Here is a 17,040-nt window from a genome sequence, read left to right as displayed (position 1 = left end):
GATAGGTCTTTCCGCATACATCATCGCCACTCTGTTCGCCAGTTTTAGCTTCGTTAACCACCGTGTCGTAGTTGATATGGAAATTATCTTGAGGCTTGCCGTAACCCAGGAAATCCGGGAGGTTAATAGTCTTATTTACCTTGTCTTTTTCTTCTTGAGTAGCATCTGCCCCTACTGTCGCCACATAGGGCTGGTAATTGATGGCATAGTCTCCATCTCTCTCAACCCGATAATCGCTACGGAGGGTGTAGATATCTGGCTGCTTCGGATTCTCGACGAACTTTTCCGTCGTTGTGCCAGCAGGAAGCTTCGCTGGTTCCAGTTCCATGGAATTTTGGTATTTGCTGGTTTCCGCGGCGTCAGCTGTCAGCGGCCGGGAAAGTATCACTGCCGCCGGAAGTATCAATGCCAGTGCCAGTAGCATAACCAGGGCTTGCTTGAACGAAACTTTCATGGGGGGACTTTCCGCTTCTTATGCCATAATTTATTTTTGAGGGCAATATTGGTGGTTCGGACTATTAAGCATTTTAGCCATTAAAACACTGTCTTACAACCCACGCCGTTTGCTTAGAAGGAGAATGGATACCGAAAAATCCGAGAATCCCATTCCAGATTGAAGACACCCAGTTAGAGACCCGGTTCCACAACCAACACGCTAGTGACTGAATACCCTGCCATAACCCAGAAACCAGGGATGCCCCGTCCCGTTCAAAGATGTGTGTTGCTCACCGTGAGCATTATGTAGAGCTTTTGCGTCAGGGACTGAATTTTACGCAAGTAGCCAAAATAGTGGGCGTTTCCAAACGTACCGGGAAAGTATGGCGTAATGGACGTACTCGCTCGAGCGGGCGTAACGAAAAGGCTAGCCTTGCCTGGCACTGTGCAAAAAGGGAGATCCCTGAAAATGCTGGACCGTACTATCTAGGCCTGCAAGAACGAATCATTATCGCTGATAGGCTTCATGCAGGTAAAAGCATTCACGCGATTGCCGGAGAGTTAGACAGGGCACCGTCAACAACCAGTCGCGAGGTAAATAAACATGGATGTTTTCTTCTGCGATCCTCAAACTGCTTGCCTAAAATCATAAACCGTTGCAACCACCCCTAGAATCCACCGTGAGTGCCGTCACCAAGGGGGGGGTGAGCGGGTACCATCATCGTCGTCAATTAGATTGTCTTTCTATAAATAGAATGATAGAATAATTGTATGAAAAAAATAGCATCACTGATAGCAAGCACCGCGCTAGCATTGTCGCTAGTTGCGTGTTCCTCTGGGACGAAATCGAGTACGGAAAAAGAGACATTCAAGCCCATCACCGTCACCAATTGTGGCGTAGAACTCACCGTCACCAAACCCATTTCTCGAATTGCCTCGCTTCGCCAAGCGTCAACCGAGAATTTATTTGCCCTGGGGCAAGCTCAAAAAATGGTAGGGACCGGCAGTTTGCGAAATGCTGTGTTGCCGAAGTGGCAAGCCGAATATGAAAAGATCCCCGTCCTTTCAAAAACGGTGCCTACAAATGAACAACTGCGTGATGTTAACCCTGATTTTATCGTGACAACCCAGAAAGGTAGTTTCACCAATGCACTAGCTGGAACACGTGAAGAATGGAAAAAATATAATATCCCCACCTTCGTTTCCAATACCGAGTGCGGTAAAGATGGCGAAAAAGGTTTTGATCTCATCTTCCGTGATTATGAACAGCTCGGAACACTGCTGGGTGCTGAAAAAGAAGCGAAAGCCCTCATTGATGAGCAGAGTGCAATCGTGAAGAAATCAAGGATCCGTTCCGGTAAAAAACTGGCGTTTGTGTTCGGAGTGGAAGAAGGCGGAATTCTCCACGTCGACGGTAAAAAAGGAATCGCCAACGAAATTTCTGAGCTAACGGGAAGCACCAACGTTTTCGGAGATTTGAAGAAAACACGCAACGAAGTCTCGATGGAAGCACTGGCAGATCGCAATCCCGATTATTTAGTTATCGCAGATCTTTCGGGCCGTGGGTTGCCGGGGGATAAGGCTGACGAAAAAATTGCGAAACTGGAAGCCCACCCAACCACAAAATTAATGGACGCTGTGAAAAATAAACGCTACATCGTGATCCAAGGAGAAACGTTGGACGCGAGTGTTCGCTCCGTCGAAGCACTAGAAGCTGTAGCAACACGGCTACAAACAGATGCTCAGTAAAGCCTGAATTTCTCGGCTTTTCAGGCTTTCATAGGGTTGCCCGTCATCTATGAAGATGGCGGGCAATTATTTATGCTCTTTTTGTGATTTTTCATCATAACGGTCAAGTATCGGTATTCATGCATATAATTAGTTCAGGATTTTACTCAAGGAGAACCTTATGGCAGAAAAAGCCACGTCAACTACATCGAAAAGTCACTCAAAGAATTAACTTTACGTGGGATCATTATCGGTGGAGTTATTACACTTCATCTCACTGCCGAGCACACGAATCTCACGGTTAATATCCGTCATCGCGCGCTTAAACTCCCGCTCACCCTCAAGCCCAATCTTCAAACTAAAACTGGAGTCAGCCATAGGTCTGTATTCCTTCGCGTTGCTGGGGCTTATAATTGGCTAGAGGATGAGGAGGAATCGTGTGGGCCAATGTTGTAACTAATCGCCGGTGGGTACGGCCGTTGTTTGCTTTACTCGTCATCGGTACGGTCGTTTTCGCTGTTTTGTGGATGAGCGGTGTCGTGCATCCCGTCACGGGCATCGCTAATGTAGCAGGTTTCGCAATATGTGCGATCGGGCTTGCAGCGTGGCACCTTGCCACTCGTGGTTTGCATCGATGAGCACTCCGGTGCTTTTCCTCCACGGACTCGGTGAGACCCGGCAAGCCTGGAATGGCGTCATCAACGAGTTCGAGAGCATTGACGCGCTCACGCCCACTGTTTTCGATCAGCCATCAGGAACGCCATGGTCGTTACATGAGCGCACGGACGAACTCGCCGCATCACTGAATGATCCAGCCGACGTGGTTGGGCTATCTCTTGGCTCGGTGATGGGTCTTGATCTGGCAATTCGGCACCCGCACATGGTTCGGTCGCTGTTTCTTTCAGCTCCGCAGGCGCGCCCTCCTAAAGCATTGATGCGCATTCAAAGCGTTCTCATGCGAGCCTTGCCTGAGCGTCTCGTGTGCCCACCACAGATTTCCAAGCAACAGTTGCTGGAAATCCTGCGTCAAATATCAGCCATTGATTTCGAGCCAGAGCTTGGAAATATCACGGTTCCAACGACGATTGCGTGCGGTGTGAAAGACCGCGCGAATCTTCCTGCCACCCGCACCATCAGCCAACAGATCCCACATGCCCGCCTCATCGTTGTGCCAGACGCGGGTCATCAATGGCATCAATCAATGCCCACACAATTCGCTCACGAACTAAAAGCCCACTGGAACAGTATCTAAATCCCGGCAGGAATCACGTCGTCGATGAACCAGTGACGCAGCGACTGGGCACGCCCGGTTTCTAGCCGCCAGCAGTCGACCAGATCCAACAGCTCACCAAACACGGTTAAGCCCACCTCCACTTTGCTGAGGTGAAGGTGGGCCATCCCGATATAGGCAAGCCGCGTGAAGACAGCATTATCGTTTTCGACTATGCGTCCGCTGCTGGTGCTTTTGGGGCTGGCTCGGTCAGGATGTCTCGGCGGGTGCCGCGCTGGAGGGCTTCGGCGATCGCGCCGCGATAGTCTGCCAGATTAGCATCGCGCAGGGTCGCTGGTGCGATGAGGTCGATCGAGGTGCGCATGGATCCAAGAGAAGCCATTGGTCTACACCTTCCAATCCCGATCCAGACGTAGCAGGTTGTTCACCGCGTTCCACACTGCCCGTGCCGCATCGGGTTTATCGGGCCAGAACCCTGCCGTCGAACCATCACGCGACTCATAGAAATGCGAGGCGAGCATAACGATGCCTTGCCGGGTTGCCCCAGACATGTCGTGTGTCTTGTAGTGGTTTTCGGGCAGGTGCTGGAAAGCGGTCGCGTAGGAGGTGGCCGCCAGAAACCAGCGCGCCGATCAGTGTGTCGTCATCGTCAAAGGTGATGAGCAGATTCGACTTCACCTGGTCAACCAAATCAACTGAGGTCATTGCGGCCACCTCCTCTCCTTGGTTAGGCTTCGGTTTTCTGGGCCAGTTCAGGCTCCAGTTCGGGTTGAGCTAGTTCGTCGGCTTGGGTGGTGGCGTAAGTCTCTGCAAGACTGAGCGGGAGCATGTTCCCGTTTACCAGGTACAGATCCCCGCCATCGGCCGACTCAATCCGGTCAAGATTTTCTAGCTCGCGGATGTCGTTAGCGCTCATCCAGCCGTTCTGCCGTGCCACCGCATAACCATCCATACGCGACTGGTAGTCCCCGCGCAGTAGCCCCTCGACATTGAACTTCACAAACACGCCAGGTTTTTCACGCGGGCTAAGGAGGGTTTTCGTGATGGCTTGTTCCCAGCGGATTACCCACGGGTCAAGGGTGTATTTCACGAACTCTAAAGACTGTTGTTCAATATTGCTAAAACTCGATTTTTCGAGGTCACCGATCATGTGGGGCGGGATACGAAATATTCGGGCGATTTCGCCCACCTGAAACTTCCGTGTTTCTAAAAATTGTGCCTGCTCCGGGCTTACCGAGATCGGCGTGTATTTCATTCCCTCCTCAAGCACCGCAACTTTGTTGCCGTTACGAGCGCCACCGAAGGTTTGTTGCCAGGATTCGCGCACCCGAGAAGGGTCTTTAATCGTGCCTGGATGCTCTAACACCCCGCCAGGTGCGGCACCATTAGCGAAAAAACTCGCGCCGTAGTCTTCGGTGGCTTGTGCCAGACCGATAGCATTACGCGCCATCGCGATTGGGGAATATCCAACCAACCCATCGAAACCCAGACCTGGAACATGAAGCACATCGTTAGGGGTAAGACGGATGGTTTGGTATTGTCCTGCGGGTTCGTCCCAGCTGGTTTGGTATTCGTAATACAAATCCTTGCTGTCTAGATCCCTGCCTACGCTCATCCGATTCGGTTGCAACGGATACAGTCCAATGACTTCGCCGAGCCCGTTACGCACTACCTGAGCAAACGCGTTCCCCCACAACAACAGGTGCGTCATCAACGTCTCCCGGAAAACAAACGACGTCATCTCGGGATTAGGTTCATCATGCAACAGTCGATACAAACCATGATCGACTGCTTTTTCCTTACCGCCACCGTCCTTGTAACGGTAGACGTGCAGTGGTAGCCCGGCTATCGCTTCAGCCAAGATCCGTACGCAGCCATAGACAGCGGTCATTTGCATCGCGCTACGTTCGGTCACCGGACGCCCAGAAGATGTCGGCCCAAATAGAAACGAATAGGACGGCGTTATCTGGTGGTTTTTAGCTTCGCGCGCTTTGGGGCGTAGCCAGTTTTTTAGGCCCATATAAATTCCTTCCTGGGTATGCGAAAATATATCTATGAACAAGGCCGGTACTTCGCATCTTCCCGTGCTAGGGGTAGGACCTATCTATGTATCGGGTATTTTCGCGCTCACGGTCACGGCGAGCGTTCTCAGCTATTTAGGTTTCGCATCAAACGGCGCTATCGCTAACGCGTGGATACGACTGCTCATGATTGTGGCAGGCCTGCTCGTGATTGCGGAGGCCGTAATTGTGTGGTGTGCGGCTGTATTTGGCTCTCACATGGTTCAAAGTGTCAAGACCGGCAAGTTAATGACCAGCGGGATTTACGCATGGGTGCGCCACCCCGTTTACGCAGCCTTTTTGCTGTTGAACTGTGGTCTCTTGCTCGTGCAAGCAAACTGGTGGCTGCTAGCCCTACCAGTGATTTATTGGGTGGGTCTGAGCGTCTTGATGAAACACACTGAAGAGCGCTGGTTAGAAAACAAATTCGGTGACGAATACACCCGCTATGCCGCCCGCGTTAACCGCATCTTTCCCTGGCCACCTCATAGCACCAAAAGTCCCCGCGAATCATAAACTGAGCTCGCCTCTGGGGTGTTGCCACACCTGATAACCCGATCCAAGGCCATGATGGTGGCGACGACTCCGTCGATCTTCTCCGTAGACTTCTGCTTATCCGGCTTAATGTTGCCAGCTGGGTCGGTTCTCACGTGAATGTTATCGACCATCCAGGACAGGACTGGATGTCCGCCATGGGCAAGCCGACCTTCGAGTGCGAGCTTCATCAACTCTTTGCTTGGTGGGGACATGTCTTTGAACCCTTGCCCGAAGGGGACAACGGTGAAGCCGAGGCCTTCGAGGTTTTGGCTCATTTGGACAGCTCCCCACCGGTCGAACGCGATCTCGCGAATATCGAACCGAGTCCCGAGTTGCTCGATGAAGGTTTCGATCGCTCCGTAATGAACGACGTTGCCTTCCGTGGTTTGTAGAAAGCCTTGCTGTTGCCACAGGTCGTAGGGCACGTGGTCACGGTTAACGCGGAGTGTGAGGTTGTCTTCGGGGATCCAGAACCACGGCGCAATCACATAGGGTTCGTCGCCGCTTTCGGGTGGAAAGACGAGCACGAACGCCGTGATATCCGTCGTCGACGCAAGATCCAGCCCGCCGTAACACACGAGGGACTGTCATGTGACCAAACAAGAAGGAAGATGCGCCCAGTGCGCAAGTGGCAAGCTCAGAGCCGTGCCCCGGCCGGTGTGGGTCGGGGCTGGCGGTGGTTAGAGGGCGTTGATCATGCCGATCGCCCAGGCGGTGGCGTGGCCTTCGTCGGTGAAGGCTTCATCGGATTCGTTGTATGGTTTGCCTTCATCCAGCCAGCTTATTCATGATGACGAACATATTATTATGGACGCTGGAACAACAACAGAGTAGCTCTGCCTAGCAATGGGTAATAATTTTGACGTCTCTGTAGCAACTAATGGTTTGCGTGCGCTTAACGTCCTTTCGCGGCAAGAAAAAGTGTAGGTTCTCGTTTTAGGTGGCTTCCTCCACACTGAAGCAGATAACATCAACGGTAGTCCAGCACTCTCAATGCTCGATAATATCCACGCCCACTCCGCACTCATCGGCTCATCACATATTGATCCGGAACAGGGAATTGCATCCCTCAGTTACGAACAATCCAGCTTGAAAACGAAAATGATGGGCCGTGCATCGAATATTTATGTCCTCGCTGATTCCACGAAAATGAACGACGGCGGATCTCCCTACTGGTCTGCTTTCCCCGAAAACTGGACTTTGATTACGGATCGCACCGCTGATAAAGAATTCTTAACGACGCTGTCCCATGCTGGGGCGCGCAATATTGTCGTGGCATAAACATGAGAGCGCACACCCGGTACATATGTTGTAGGCGGGCGTGCGCTTGATGAATAATTCGTCATTGTAGCGCGTAGGGTTGATACTGCTGACGGTCGCGAGTACCTATACTTGAGTTCAACAGAGCGCTCTATTTACACTTACTTCAATTATTTAGAGATCCTTTTCCAATTCTGCCTGTTTTTCAGGGGTGAGCTTGGCGATTCCAATACCGGTTAGTCCCCACAGTAATGCGAAGAAGAGTGCTATCCAGTTAGATATTGCCCAGGGCATGTAGCTGATTGTCGCTACTCCTAAGGTGCCGGCCATGTAGGCACCTGCCGAAGTCCAGGGGAGGATGGGTTCGATCACGGTTACCGAATCTTCAATGGTTCGCCCGAGATTTTTGGGGTCAAGCCCGCGTTTAATATAGGCCGGCCGAAGCATTTCTCCGGGGATGAGCAAAGAAACCTGTCCGTTGGATGTGATACCAATGGTTGTAAGGCCGACAAGAATCGTGGTGGCAATAAGGCTGATGGTGGAGTGAACAAAGTTGAGCAGCTTTTCCACCAGTACTTCCAAAGCTCCAGAAACGGATACTATTCCAGCAAAACTAATGGCGCAGAAGCAGATAAGGAGAACGCTCATCATCGATCCCATGCCTCCGCGGTTCAAGAGTGTAGATACCTCCTCAATAGCGGTGTCTGCATTGAATCCCGGGTGTGTAATCATATCGATGTTAAAGCCCTCAACAGTGCTTTTCACCGTATCCGCAAAGCTCACTTTTTGAATAACGACTGCGTTAAACATTGCCACAAAAGTGGAAATAAGCATAACGGGAATGGTGGGCTTCCCGAGGACAGAGCCGATAAGAACAATGAGCACCGGAATGAGGAGCATAATAACGTTCCAGTTAAATGCGTTATCCAGATTTTGCAAAATAGTCCCTACTTTTTCTGGAACTGTTCCGCCTGACGATTGCAACCCGCACACTAAATAGACCGTTGCTGAACATAAGAAAGCAGGAACGGTTGTCCACAGGAGGTGTTTAATGTGGACAAATAGGTTCACTTCGGTTGCTAGGGAGGCAATATTTGTTGTATCTGATAACGGCGAGAGTTTATCTCCAAAGTAAGCACCGGAGACGATAGCCCCTGCCACCATGGGAAGATTGGCATCCATTCCCACTGCTACTCCCATAAATGCCACGCCAATTGTTCCTACTGATCCCCACGATGTTCCTGTGCATAGCGAAACGATCGCTGTAACCACTAAAGCAATGAGCGTAAGAAAATTGGGATTGATGATTTTCAAACCGTAGTAAATAAGCATGGGGATTGTTCCGCCAGCCATCCATGCGCCAATAAGCCCACCCACGGTAATGAGAATGAGAATAGCGGGCATAGTTTTCGCGATTTTGTGGGCAATTGATTGGATCATGCTATCCCAATCATGCCCGAGGTACCAGGCAAGTAGCGCAGAAACGGTAGCTGCTGCAATCAGTAGGGGTTCTACAGGTAGTTGCGCATAGATATATCCACCGCCGAGCAAAACGATGAGGGATGCGATCGGGATCAAAGATAAAAGCACTCCCGGGCGTTTGATTTGTCTGGGGTTGCCTATTTTAGGGTTATTCTTAGCTACATCTTTGGTGGGTTCTTTCTTAGACGCGTCTTTATCCTTCGACATGAGAATTTTCCTCTCTATTACTCAATAACGTTGTGTGCTTTAGGGGTTAAGATGTGCGGATAAGCGCGAAAGAGCTTCTTCTAACTGAGTGCGGGGTAATGCCGTGTTAATCCTGATGTATCCCAGGTAGCGTGAACCAAAATCTTCACCACGGGAGACAACCACTTTGCTTTTATGCATAAGCGCGGTGAGATCTTCAGCAGAAGAAATGTAGGAACGAAGATCAATCCATACCAGGTAGGTTCCTTCAGGTTCGTAAACAATAGCCCGAGGTAGATGTGTGCGAAAATAATTCACCGTATATCCAATGTTGGAGTCAATATAGGGGAGTAGTTCTTCGAGGTATTCTTCTCCGTAAGTCCATGCTGCTATAGCTCCAGGTATGGCAAAATAGTTCGGGTTGTGTAAGCCGTATGCTCTTTTGGCTTTGTGTAGAAGCTTCGCGGTATCTCCTTGACTAAAAATTGCCGTGGATTCAAGGCCTGCAAGATTGAAAGTTTTTCCCGGAGAAGCACAGTGGATAATGTGCCCGGATTCCCATAAATCAGGTGCGATTGAGGCCAAAGGGGTATATGGATGTGTTACCCCGCGCAGGAAATCTGCGTGTACGTCGTCGGAAAAAATAATAGTGCCGGTTTCCTTGGCAATCTTCGTTATGCAATGAAGTTCTTCGCTAGTCCAGACTCTGCCTGTGGGATTGTGCGGATTGCAGAGGATGAATAAGTCTGATTTTTCAAGCGCTTGGCGCAGGACGGTGAAATCTATAACGTATTTGCCTTTTTCTTCTACTAATTCTACGGGAATGAGCTGTGCATCTGAGAGTTCGATGACTTCGATCAGTGGATCATATGCCGGGAAAAGGCAGGAAACGCGCCAATTTTTATGTTCTGTGCCGAGTTGAGGCGGATGATTTGTGTGGTATGGAATAGGGCTATGGAGTAAGGAGGATAAACACTGAACAACACGTGGGAAAAATATGACCGACGAAGGATCGGGACTCCAGTTGTGGCGTTGAATTTGCCAGTGAACGGCAGTGTTGGCGAAATCTTCAAAGACTTCGGTGTAACCGTAGCAGCCTAATTCAGCAGCAGAACAAATAGCCTGTGAGATAGGGGAAGCTGTACGGAATTCCATATCTGCCACAGATAAACTAATGGCATCTTTTCCGTAGGGTTGTGTGAGCAAATCCCATTTAGCGCTGTGAGTATTCCAGCGATTAACTGGCTGAGAAAAGTCTATATTCATAACAAGCGACTTTCGTTAGAGGAGATCGAGTCCTCAGTGACCCGGAAAGCATGCGACGTTGACATGCTTTCTTCTCTGTAATTCTCCATTATCCATTTTCGATAAAAGTATTGTCAAGATGACGGCGTACTTTACATATTTTGAGCGTGAAGGTGGTGTGGTGTCTCATTTAGTTTGAGCGCGAAATAGATTGTTTGCATGAATGATGGAGTGGTTTGTTTGGGTACGCGCATTGAGGTTACGAAGCGGTTGCGTCAGGTCTATCGCGGGGCTTCGAAAAAGGAAAATGGGGAGAGTGTTAGATAATTTTTGTGAGGTAACAGGATTGTCCAGGGTTAGCGCAAGGAGGTATCTGACAAGTGATGTTGTTGGTGATCCGGGTGTGGTAAGGATTGATTACCGCACGGTTCGGCCTACTAAGTATTCGGTCATGTCGAAGAAAGCCTTAGAGCGCGTGTGGGTAGCCTCTGGGTGCCAGTGCGGGAAGTATTTGACGGCATCGATGCTAACTTTGCTTGAGGCACCACGTGGTTAAGCCTTACCTAACTAAAGCGTCCTCGTGTGAGCTAGTTTTTCGGACCCGAGGACTTTGAGTGTGTATTCCCGTGCTAGACACCTGCGGAGTAGGAAGATGGGAAGCCGTGAAGATGTAAGAAACACATTCCTGAGCAGATTGTGGTCAGGTCGGAGCGATCCACGAGCATACGAACTAAAGATCACATCTCCACAACTTGGATCTCGAGCTGGCGACGCTGTTTCGCAACTTTGCCGGAATCTCTGCCACTTCCACTGTCTTCTGAGCAGCACACGCTGCTACGCCGCTACATCGGACTTGACATGTTCAGTGCTCGCTGTATAATTCAGTGTATGCTGACTATTATTTCGCGTCTCGACGTGATGAACCGCCTGGGTCGTGCACTGGCCGACCCCACTCGATCTCGGATCATCTTGACCTTGCTCGACCATCCCGCTTACCCGGCGGAACTGGCTCGAGCTCTGGACCTGACACGCTCGAATGTGTCCAACCACCTGGCATGCCTGCGCGATTGCGGTATCGTCGTCTCCGAGCCCGAGGGTCGTCGGACACGATACGAGATCGCCGATCCGCACCTGGCGCAGGCGCTGACGACACTGGTCGATGCCACCCTGGCAGTAGACGAAGACGCCCCGTGCATCGATCCCGCCTGCTCGCTTCCCGGATGCGACGTAGCTGGGGAGGGCGCATGATCCTCACCACGGTCTTGCAGGCGATAGGCCTGTTCGCAGCTACCAACATCGACGACATCATCGTGCTCTCCCTCTTCTTCGCGCGAGGGGCAGGCCAGAGAGGCACAACCGCTCGTATTCTGGCCGGCCAGTTCCTCGGATTTGCCGGCATCCTCGTCGCCGCGATCCTTATGACCATCGGCGCCGGAGCATTTCTGCCCCCGGCAGCTATTCCATACTTTGGTCTCATCCCTCTGGGCATCGGCCTCTGGGCCGCATGGCAGGCCTGGCGCGGAGACGATGACGACGATGACGACGAGGCCAAGGTTGCCGGCAAGAAGGTCGGCGTTTGGACAGTCGCAGGCGTCACGTTTGCCAATGGCGGCGACAACATCGGTGTCTACACCCCTGTATTCCTCAGCGTGGAACCTCTCGCAGTAGTCGCCTACTGCGTTATCTTCCTCGCGTTCGTTGCGGTCCTGGTGGCCCTGGCAAAGTTCGTCGCCACCCGCCCCCCGATCGCGGAAGTGCTCGAACGCTGGGAGGACATCCTCTTTCCCATCGTTCTCATCGGCCTCGGCATCGTGATCCTCGTCAGCGGCGGAGCTTTCGGGCTCTGACATAGCAGCAGTGTTCCAACGGCGGTTGCGTCCCTTAGTGTTGTGTAACGCTTGCTGATGGGACTTGACCGTGAACCTTGCCATGCTTGACGCTGCTGCCTGGTCGCGGCCGCGCACCGAACAGAAGCCGACTCCGCCTGCTCCGCGGGGTGGTCGCAAGCCTGACGCTGACGACATTGAGCAGTGGAAGTTGGGCGACAACGCGCCGCCGAAGGTGTCCTTGCCCTTTGTCTCGGTGCGGGCTGTAGCGGCGCTACCGCGTCGTACCTCCGTGCGGAGGACGTCACCCGAGATGACAACGGAACCGTGTGGGTAAAGCGCTACGACATGGTCCATGCTGTCCCGGTGTCGGCGGTGTTCGCGGGCGTGGTGGAAGAACTCGCGGCCAGAAAAGATCCGCACGAATACGTTCTTGGCCGCGGAGAAAACCCGTGTGGCACCAGGGGCTCAACGTCGGGCGGGACTTCCATGTGCTTCCCAGCCGGCTTCGCGCGACGTGGGCCGTTGCGGTGTGCGCTGCGGTGCGAAGAGAAGTAGCCGTCAGTGCCATTGGCGTTGCCAACGTCGTTCCATTCGAGCGCCACTTGCGTACCAATTACGACCGCACGGACCCGCTGAGCGACCACGTTGAGGAGTTGACTGACCTGTTAACTGACTGGGTGACAACGACATGGCGAACTTGTACCCGTAGTGCACCACGTTGCCCTCAGTCGTGAGTAGGTGGCCTTGCTGATGCCATAGGTCGTAGGGGACGTGATCGCGGGCGACTCGCAGTTTCAGGTTGTCTTCGGGTATCCAAAACCAGGGCGCGACCGTGTATTTGTCATCGTCATCCGTGGGTGGGAATACCAGTACGAAAGCTGTGATATCGGTGGTGGATGCCAGGTCAAGTCCGCCGTAACAAACCCGGCCCTCCAACTCCGATAAATCTACTGGGGTGTTGTTTTGATTCCAGACGTGCATAGGCATCCACCGCACGCTCTGCTTCACCCACTGATTGAGCCGCAGCTGCCTGAACGTGTTTTCTTCAGCCGGATTCTGGCGGGCAGAGTTAAACGCTGCCCGCACCTTCTCAACAGGCACGGTTATATCCAAGGATGGGTTGGCTTTATGCCACACGGCTTCATCGGTCCAGTCATCATCTTGCGCTGCCCCATATATGACTGGATAGAAAGTGGGGTCGTGCTTTTTGCCATCTAGGATGTCTTGGGCTTTTTGGTGTTGCTCGTAGCAGATGCTGTGGGTGTCGGTGCCGGCGGTTGTGATCAAGAAATACAGTGGCTGGGTGCGAGCATCCCCACTGCCTTTGGTCATCACGTCGAAGAGCGCCCGGTTGGGTTGGGTGTGTAGCTCATCGAATACCACTCCAGAAATATTGAATCCGTGTTTGGAATAGGCCTCGGCCGATAGTACCTGGTAGAAAGAATTAGTAGGGGAGTAGATGATACGTTTTTGGCTTCTAAGGATCTTTACCCGCTTGGCTAATGGGGGACACATTCTCACCATGTCGGCTGCCACTTCGAACACGATGGATGCTTGTTGCCGATCGGCAGCACACCCATAAACTTCAGCGCGTTCCTCGCCATCGCCGCAACACAGTAAGAGTGCGACGGCGGCGGCTAATTCAGATTTCCCTTGCTTTTTAGGGATCTCCACGTAGGCGGTAGTGAATTGGCGAAACCCGTCAGGTTTTACCACCCCGAAAAGGTCGCGAATGATTTGTTCTTGCCAATCAATCAACTTAAAAGGTTTTCCTGCCCACCGGCCTTTCGTATGCTTTAACGCTTGGATGAACGCGACCGCAAAGTCGGCTCGGCGCTTGTCATAGCGCGAGCTTTCAGCCATGAACCGGGTCGGGTGATATTCAGCTAGCTGACGCATACGAATCAGTTACCTTCTATTGGTTAAAAAGTCAGTTGCTACCAGCGATAGCAGGTGCCCTCATGCCCGGCGGGGGCTAGGCTTCGGGAAGATTAGCTAACGCCCAGGCGATCGCATGTCCGGCGTCAGCGAAAAGGTGGTCTGACTCAGCGATGAGTTCGAGTTCGCATTCTCCGCGGCCCCTCGAGTTAGGCCCGAACCCGCTGACGGGTTCTTCCATCAACCGGTAGATTTGGGCGTTATTGCCAAAGCCTTCAGTCTTGGTCCAGGTAGCAAAACTTGCTAGCGTGTAGTTCCCGTAGGCAAGAACCGTCCCGTAGGAATCAACGCTCATCTGGAGGGTTTCGCTGGTGATCTTTGTGGTGTTCATGGCTGCTACCTTTCTGTTGTGTACCGTTTCGGTATGTATATACAGCCATAGACTTCGCTACTTATCCAGTCGTTTTCCGCCTATTTTCAAGAAAACTTAGAGATGTACATCTCTAGGTCATAACGCTTCACGATAAAGGAAAACCCCACGCCAGGTGGGGTTGCCTGTGTGTTTAGTTTTAACGGGTCAGGTGGTAGTTGACAACGTTTCCTGGTGTAGCATGCTCAAGTTCACGCACCATCGCTGCTGCCCGTCCGTATCCCTCGGTGACTTGTTCGATGTTGTCTAGGTTCAACGCTCCGTAGGAGGTGGTTTGCACCCGCCATTGATCGGTTTCAAAGTCTCGGTCAAGCTCCGGGGTGTAGGGGAACAGCGGGGAAGGAACAATAGAAATCGCGACCCGGCCAGGTTCAATCTCAATGCTGGTGATGGTGTATCCCAACCGGTTAGCACGTCCGATAAGGCGTTCGGTGTTTTCTTCCTCGACGCTGTATTCAGGTTCTTTGGTGTTCATGGCTGTTTCCTTATGTGTTGTGTACCGTTTCGGTATGTATATACAGCCATAGACTTCGCTACTTATCCAGTCATTTTGCCGCCTATTTTGCCTAATAAATAGTGGTTTACATCTCTTGGTTAGTGTTTATTAGTGGCGGGGTTTTCCATGCAGAATTGCCGCTTAATGGTGCAAGTAAAATCTTGCGTACTTCCTTATTTTCTTTACCAGAAAGTCCGATGCGGTAAAGCAGGGAACGCATTTCATACTTCTCATTACTTACCTGTCTTGTACTGCGATTTACGGTGCGGTGGATCCGTTTGGCGTAGGTGATCAGCTTCGTTAAGAACTCGGTGTAGGCAGTGATCTTCTCGAACTCGGGCAGCTCATCCCACCACGGGAAACTCAGCCCCTCACTACTGGTGGTGATGCTAAGCTGGCTCGCGCCGAGCGCTTTAGCTATCAAGTCTTTCTTGGCTGCGATAATTTCATGCAGCCGTGCCAGCTCAGTCTCATCAAGCGTGGCGGGCAGGGTAACTACGAGCCCGTAGTTTTCAGCCTTTTTGGTGTTCACCATTGCTCATCCTCCTCACCATCAAATTCGATGCTTTGATCGTCCAGCCAAGCACTGATGAGGCGCAGGTAGTTGTCTGGAAAGTTGGAGACGATTATTTCTACGTGCTCATAGCCGTGGTCTTTGGCCGCATTCCACACCGCACCAATATCGGTGAGGTCGACTCCGAGGTTTTCGATTTCTTCTAGATCGGCGTATAGCTGTCCCATCATCACCAAACCCTCTCTTTCTTGCTGGTTGTTTGGTCATGTACATACTGTGAGACTTTTGGGTGTGGCTGGTCTGGGATCGGCTGGCAGGATTAGACCATAGCTCTGGTGGCGTGACTCGTGTACATACTGGCGCATAGATCATGACCTCTTTATGAGAAATCACGGTTTGTGGTGCTTTTTGGCTGACATGTCCGCTACCGGGGTTGTGGTCTGACCCGGCCGGTAAGCATTGGCTTGATTAGAAGCATGTCCGCCAATTCTTTCTTTGGCGTGACTCATCACAGTATTGCCAGCAAACCTTGTCCTAGACACGACTCTAAGAAGATGGAACCGGATCAGACCTCAAGGTAAGAAACAACCCGCAGTTTCAACAACCAAGGAGGTTGAATCCATATGGCAATTGTCGCACACAGCTACCGTTTCATTGTGGGAGTCGATACACACGCCAAAAACCACGTGTTATCTATCCTGGAATGCATTACAGGCGCACAAATCGTTTGCCATTCATTTGCTAACACGCCTAGCGGGCATGCTCGCGCGAGGGCGTGGATAGCGAAACATACGAAAGCTGAAGCGTGCAAAGTTTTAGTGTCAATGGAGGGAACAGCCTCCTATGGTGCTAGATTCCGCATTTACTTAGAGCAAACAGGCTACCGGGTGGTTGAAGCCCCGCGGCTCGTCGCGCATGGCCGTAAGAAACTCGCCAAAAACGATGCAATAGATGCCTTCCAGATAGCTGCCAGAACTCTTGGTAAAGACGAAACCGAGCTGACAATCCCCAGGCAAGGTGATTATCGTGAAGCGCTGAGAATCCTCCTAGCTGCGAGGAGGCAACTCACCCGTGCCACAACCGTTAATATTAACTCGCTTACTGCTTTAGCTCGCTGTAGTGATCTTGGCGTTGACGCCAGACGAGCACTATCAGTAAAACAAATCCACCAACTCGCCACTCTAGAGCCACAACCTGGTGACGCTATCGACGTCCTCATCACTAAACAAGAAGCGCACCGTCTAGCTAACGCCATCATCGATGCCCGTGCACAACTTACAGAAAACCAAACCCAACTGGCAATGATTGTTGAGCTGATAGCACCAGCGCTACTGGAAATACCGGGAATAGGGTCGATCACTGCCGCACAAATGATTGTCTCCTACTCCCACCCAGGCAGGGTCAAAAGCGAAGCAGCGTTCGCCGCCCTAGCCGGAACGAGCCCCATACCCGCATCATCGGGAAACAAGATACGCTACCGGCTCAACAGAGGTGGGGATCGAGCACTCAATAACGCTTTACACACCGTAGCGCTTGTACGCCTGAGAAACGATGACCAGACCCGCGCATACATGGAAAAACGACTAGCCGAAGGCAAAACCAAACGCGAAACCATTCGACTAATCAAACGCTACCTAGCACGCAGAATATACCGACTCCTCACCAAAGAACTAATCGAAAAACAAATCACTCTCGCAGCTTGACAAATATAGAAGCGTCAGCCATAGGG

The 17,040-nt window shown here is 51.7% G+C and carries 19 protein-coding genes and 4 pseudogenes; 8 read left to right on the top strand and 15 right to left on the bottom strand.

Annotation, left to right across the window (positions count from 1 at the left end; genetic code table 11):
• Positions 1-454: pseudogene (locus G445_RS0101445) on the bottom strand (InlB B-repeat-containing protein); the annotation flags it as partial.
• A 97-nt stretch (positions 455-551) separates the two neighbouring features.
• Positions 552-701, bottom strand: a pseudogene (locus G445_RS12095) (phage tail protein); the annotation flags it as partial.
• 13 nt (positions 702-714) lie between these two features.
• On the opposite strand from G445_RS12095, the gene G445_RS12030 reads away from it, so the two are divergent.
• Positions 715-1,107 (top strand): helix-turn-helix domain-containing protein, encoded by a 393-nt coding sequence (locus tag G445_RS12030; protein WP_156825512.1) that lies wholly within the window; start codon positions 715-717, stop codon positions 1,105-1,107.
• Between the two features lie 99 nt (positions 1,108-1,206).
• A complete protein-coding gene (locus G445_RS0101440) occupies positions 1,207-2,184 on the top strand; it encodes an ABC transporter substrate-binding protein (protein ID WP_022865798.1) in 978 nt (325 codons plus the stop codon).
• A gap of 213 nt (positions 2,185-2,397) precedes the next feature.
• Here G445_RS0101440 and G445_RS11370 read toward each other — a convergent pair whose 3' ends face one another.
• The gene (locus G445_RS11370; protein WP_022865797.1) at positions 2,398-2,541 is read right to left on the bottom strand and encodes a hypothetical protein; all 144 of its coding nucleotides are present in this window, start codon (positions 2,539-2,541) and stop codon (positions 2,398-2,400) included.
• Positions 2,542-2,797: 256 nt separating this feature from the next.
• On the opposite strand from G445_RS11370, the gene G445_RS0101425 reads away from it, so the two are divergent.
• Positions 2,798-3,415, top strand: coding sequence for an alpha/beta fold hydrolase (locus G445_RS0101425; protein WP_022865795.1), 618 nt, complete (start codon positions 2,798-2,800; stop codon positions 3,413-3,415).
• Positions 3,416-3,605: 190 nt separating this feature from the next.
• Here the strand turns inward: G445_RS0101425 and G445_RS11365 are convergent, their stop codons facing one another.
• From G445_RS11365 to G445_RS0101405, 3 genes are all read right to left on the bottom strand, one after another.
• On the bottom strand, positions 3,606-3,776 hold the full coding sequence (locus G445_RS11365) for a hypothetical protein (RefSeq protein ID WP_022865793.1): 171 nt from the start codon (positions 3,774-3,776) through the stop codon (positions 3,606-3,608).
• A gap of 4 nt (positions 3,777-3,780) precedes the next feature.
• The gene (locus G445_RS12090) at positions 3,781-3,945 is read right to left on the bottom strand and encodes a hypothetical protein (RefSeq protein ID WP_453983001.1); all 165 of its coding nucleotides are present in this window, start codon (positions 3,943-3,945) and stop codon (positions 3,781-3,783) included.
• A 176-nt stretch (positions 3,946-4,121) separates the two neighbouring features.
• On the bottom strand, positions 4,122-5,414 hold the full coding sequence (locus G445_RS0101405; protein WP_022865791.1) for a phage portal protein: 1,293 nt from the start codon (positions 5,412-5,414) through the stop codon (positions 4,122-4,124).
• A 34-nt stretch (positions 5,415-5,448) separates the two neighbouring features.
• Here G445_RS0101405 and G445_RS0101400 point away from each other — a divergent pair, with 34 nt between their 5' ends.
• Positions 5,449-5,970 (top strand): methyltransferase family protein, encoded by a 522-nt coding sequence (locus tag G445_RS0101400; RefSeq protein ID WP_022865790.1) that lies wholly within the window; start codon positions 5,449-5,451, stop codon positions 5,968-5,970.
• Here the strand turns inward: G445_RS0101400 and G445_RS0101395 are convergent.
• Both G445_RS0101395 and G445_RS11625 read right to left on the bottom strand, forming a co-directional pair.
• Positions 5,940-6,569, bottom strand: a pseudogene (locus G445_RS0101395) (terminase TerL endonuclease subunit); the annotation flags it as partial. The gene G445_RS0101400 and the pseudogene G445_RS0101395 overlap by 31 nt on opposite strands.
• 102 nt (positions 6,570-6,671) lie before the next feature.
• Positions 6,672-6,767 (bottom strand): Nmad4 family putative nucleotide modification protein, encoded by a 96-nt coding sequence (locus G445_RS11625; protein ID WP_306718263.1) that lies wholly within the window; start codon positions 6,765-6,767, stop codon positions 6,672-6,674.
• A 163-nt stretch (positions 6,768-6,930) separates the two neighbouring features.
• Between G445_RS11625 and G445_RS0101385 the strand changes: the two are divergent.
• Positions 6,931-7,272: pseudogene (locus G445_RS0101385) on the top strand (hypothetical protein); the annotation flags it as partial.
• Positions 7,273-7,425: 153 nt separating this feature from the next.
• Here the strand turns inward: G445_RS0101385 and nhaC are convergent.
• Together nhaC and G445_RS0101375 are read right to left on the bottom strand one after the other, a co-directional pair.
• Positions 7,426-8,940, bottom strand: coding sequence for a Na+/H+ antiporter NhaC (gene nhaC / locus G445_RS0101380; protein WP_022865787.1), 1,515 nt, complete (start codon positions 8,938-8,940; stop codon positions 7,426-7,428).
• Between the two features lie 39 nt (positions 8,941-8,979).
• Positions 8,980-10,185, bottom strand: coding sequence for a MalY/PatB family protein (locus G445_RS0101375; RefSeq protein WP_022865786.1), 1,206 nt, complete (start codon positions 10,183-10,185; stop codon positions 8,980-8,982).
• 867 nt (positions 10,186-11,052) lie between these two features.
• On the opposite strand from G445_RS0101375, the gene cmtR reads away from it, so the two are divergent.
• Positions 11,053-11,412 (top strand): Cd(II)/Pb(II)-sensing metalloregulatory transcriptional regulator CmtR, encoded by a 360-nt coding sequence (gene cmtR, locus G445_RS0101370; RefSeq protein WP_026420851.1) that lies wholly within the window; start codon positions 11,053-11,055, stop codon positions 11,410-11,412.
• Positions 11,409-12,011, top strand: a complete 603-nt coding sequence (locus G445_RS0101365) for a cadmium resistance transporter (protein WP_022865785.1) — start codon at positions 11,409-11,411, stop codon at positions 12,009-12,011. The genes cmtR and G445_RS0101365 overlap by 4 nt, the downstream gene beginning before the upstream one ends.
• A 540-nt stretch (positions 12,012-12,551) precedes the next feature.
• Here the strand turns inward: G445_RS0101365 and G445_RS09070 are convergent.
• The 5 genes from G445_RS09070 to G445_RS0101335 all read right to left on the bottom strand — a co-directional run bounded on the left by G445_RS09070 (position 12,552) and on the right by G445_RS0101335 (position 15,541).
• Positions 12,552-13,892 (bottom strand): terminase large subunit domain-containing protein, encoded by a 1,341-nt coding sequence (locus G445_RS09070; RefSeq protein WP_022865783.1) that lies wholly within the window; start codon positions 13,890-13,892, stop codon positions 12,552-12,554.
• Between the two features lie 76 nt (positions 13,893-13,968).
• The gene (locus G445_RS0101350) at positions 13,969-14,262 is read right to left on the bottom strand and encodes an Nmad4 family putative nucleotide modification protein (protein ID WP_022865782.1); all 294 of its coding nucleotides are present in this window, start codon (positions 14,260-14,262) and stop codon (positions 13,969-13,971) included.
• Between the two features lie 178 nt (positions 14,263-14,440).
• The gene (locus G445_RS0101345; RefSeq protein ID WP_022865781.1) at positions 14,441-14,776 is read right to left on the bottom strand and encodes a hypothetical protein; all 336 of its coding nucleotides are present in this window, start codon (positions 14,774-14,776) and stop codon (positions 14,441-14,443) included.
• Between the two features lie 106 nt (positions 14,777-14,882).
• Positions 14,883-15,332 (bottom strand): hypothetical protein, encoded by a 450-nt coding sequence (locus G445_RS0101340; protein WP_022865780.1) that lies wholly within the window; start codon positions 15,330-15,332, stop codon positions 14,883-14,885.
• Positions 15,326-15,541, bottom strand: coding sequence for a hypothetical protein (locus G445_RS0101335; protein WP_022865779.1), 216 nt, complete (start codon positions 15,539-15,541; stop codon positions 15,326-15,328). Before G445_RS0101335 ends, G445_RS0101340 begins: the two co-directional genes overlap by 7 nt.
• A 393-nt stretch (positions 15,542-15,934) precedes the next feature.
• On the opposite strand from G445_RS0101335, the gene G445_RS09065 reads away from it, so the two are divergent.
• The gene (locus tag G445_RS09065) at positions 15,935-17,014 is read left to right on the top strand and encodes an IS110 family RNA-guided transposase (protein WP_022865778.1); all 1,080 of its coding nucleotides are present in this window, start codon (positions 15,935-15,937) and stop codon (positions 17,012-17,014) included.
• Positions 17,015-17,040: the final 26 nt, after the last annotated feature.

Origin of the sequence: Actinotignum urinale DSM 15805, from assembly GCF_000420445.1 — a bacterium.
Classification (GTDB): domain Bacteria; phylum Actinomycetota; class Actinomycetes; order Actinomycetales; family Actinomycetaceae; genus Actinotignum; species Actinotignum urinale.
Note: the sequence above shows the minus strand (reverse complement) of the source record. Positions and strands in the feature narration are given on the sequence as shown.